Source organism: Bradyrhizobium sp. LeoA1Lang (genome assembly GCF_055413685.1).
The window spans coordinates 1-1,416 of record NZ_JBVAPG010000397.1 but is presented as its reverse complement, the minus strand read 5'-3'; the positions used below and the strand labels follow the sequence as shown (position 1 = coordinate 1,416).

4 protein-coding genes and 1 pseudogene are annotated in these 1,416 nt (G+C 59.5%); 3 read left to right on the top strand and 2 right to left on the bottom strand.

Features of this window, described 5'->3' with window-relative positions; translation table 11 throughout:
- The 3 genes and pseudogenes from ACZYOF_RS43750 to ACZYOF_RS43740 form a co-directional block, all read left to right on the top strand.
- Nucleotides 1–113 (top strand): annotated as a pseudogene (locus ACZYOF_RS43750) (IS630 family transposase); the annotation flags it as partial.
- Nucleotides 114–167: 54 nt separating this feature from the next.
- Nucleotides 168–347 carry a hypothetical protein gene (locus ACZYOF_RS43745; RefSeq protein ID WP_463719587.1) on the top strand — a complete coding sequence of 60 codons (180 nt, stop codon included), beginning with the start codon at nucleotides 168–170 and terminating at the stop codon, nucleotides 345–347.
- A gap of 221 nt (nucleotides 348–568) precedes the next feature.
- Nucleotides 569–1,051 carry a uracil-DNA glycosylase gene (locus tag ACZYOF_RS43740; RefSeq protein ID WP_463719586.1) on the top strand — a complete coding sequence of 161 codons (483 nt, stop codon included), beginning with the start codon at nucleotides 569–571 and terminating at the stop codon, nucleotides 1,049–1,051.
- Here ACZYOF_RS43740 and ACZYOF_RS43735 read toward each other — a convergent pair.
- Both ACZYOF_RS43735 and ACZYOF_RS43730 read right to left on the bottom strand, forming a co-directional pair.
- A complete protein-coding gene (locus tag ACZYOF_RS43735; RefSeq protein ID WP_463719585.1) occupies nucleotides 1,024–1,191 on the bottom strand; it encodes a hypothetical protein in 168 nt (55 codons plus the stop codon). The two genes, ACZYOF_RS43740 and ACZYOF_RS43735, sit on opposite strands and share 28 nt — an antisense overlap.
- Nucleotides 1,192–1,219: 28 nt before the next feature.
- On the bottom strand, nucleotides 1,220–1,416 hold a 197-nt coding region (locus tag ACZYOF_RS43730), incomplete at its 5' end, for a LexA family protein (RefSeq protein ID WP_463719584.1).

Below are 1,416 nucleotides of genomic sequence, written 5' to 3'. Positions count from 1 at the left end.
AACACATCGATGCCTACGTCAACGCGTACAACGACAAAGCCGAGCCCTTCGTCTGGACCAAGAAAAAGGTCCGTCAACGCCGCTTCACAGGGCGCCGTATCACTCAGCTCTGATTCCGGGTACTAGACTTCTTCGCCGACGTGAAGGTAGGCGAACTGCCGTTCGATATGCTGAAGCATGTCCGCCAGTTCGTCGCTGGATATGAAGCCGAGCAAATTCCGCTGTGGCTTTGGGAAGAAGCGATCTTGCAGGGCTATGCCGCTTTCCGCTTTCTGCGCGAGCATCGGCGTGGGCGTCTTCATATCGATACGAACAATCGCCGCCTTAGAATCGAGACACTCCCGTGAAAACGCCCAGATCGTTTGCCGAAGTCCTTGCTCAAATCCGTCTTCCTTCGGTGTTTAACCCCTATGCCGACTGCTGTCCGACTCATGATCGAGCCGACGCGGCGCGCGTCCGGCGGCGCAATCTCGTACGATGCCTCGAGGCAGCTATAGCCACACAGGTCGATACGATTTGGATCGCGCGCGATCTTGGATATCGCGGAGGTCGCAGAACGGGCGTGCCTTTGACCGACGAGGTTCACCTTAGTCAAGCGGCGGCTCTCATGGGTGGCATCTCATTGGATCGTGCGACGCGAGGCCCGGTGGTCGCCGAGCGCACCGCCGCCATCGTCTGGAGCGTTCTGACCCGGATCGGCGAGCCCGCCGTATTGTGGAATATATTTCCACTCCATCCGCACGAAGCCGATGACCCCTTCTCGAATCGGTGCCACACCAGGGCCGAGCGGGAGGCCACGTGGCCGTTGCTCATGGCTCTCATTGCGATGATCAAACCGCGCAGGATCGTGGCGATCGGACGCGATGCTGGTATCGCTCTAAACGGCCTCGATGTCACAGTAGAAGTCGTGCGTCATCCGAGCTATGGCGGCCAGGCCGAGTTCATCTCCGGCGTGAATCACATCTACGGTCTCGCGGCCCGCGATGACGACCAGCAGACCCTCGAACTTCCCTTCTCCGGCCCTCACGCGGCGAGAGGGGCCGCGGCCTGATCGAACTTGGTGATCATCGCGCCGATATCGGAACGGCTCGCCGACTTTCCATTCCGTCGCGGCTGGTCGATTTCGGCGTGAGTGGAAATGACGGTGAGAGCGCCGACCTTGAGGTTCGCCTCACGAGCGACGAAATCCATCAAGCGGCCGAGGCCAACTAGTGGTTCATCACAGTGATTTTGACGTTTTGATACCGAGCCATTCGAGGATCGGCAAGTTTTCGGGTGGCAGGAGAATTTCGATGCTTCGGGGAACGCCGGGCTGACGGCGAATGAAGCCGTTTCGTTCGAGGGTGACGATCATTTGGTGGACTGACGGCGGGCTGACGCGGAAATGGCGCTGAATGTCGGCTTCGGCTGGCGGCT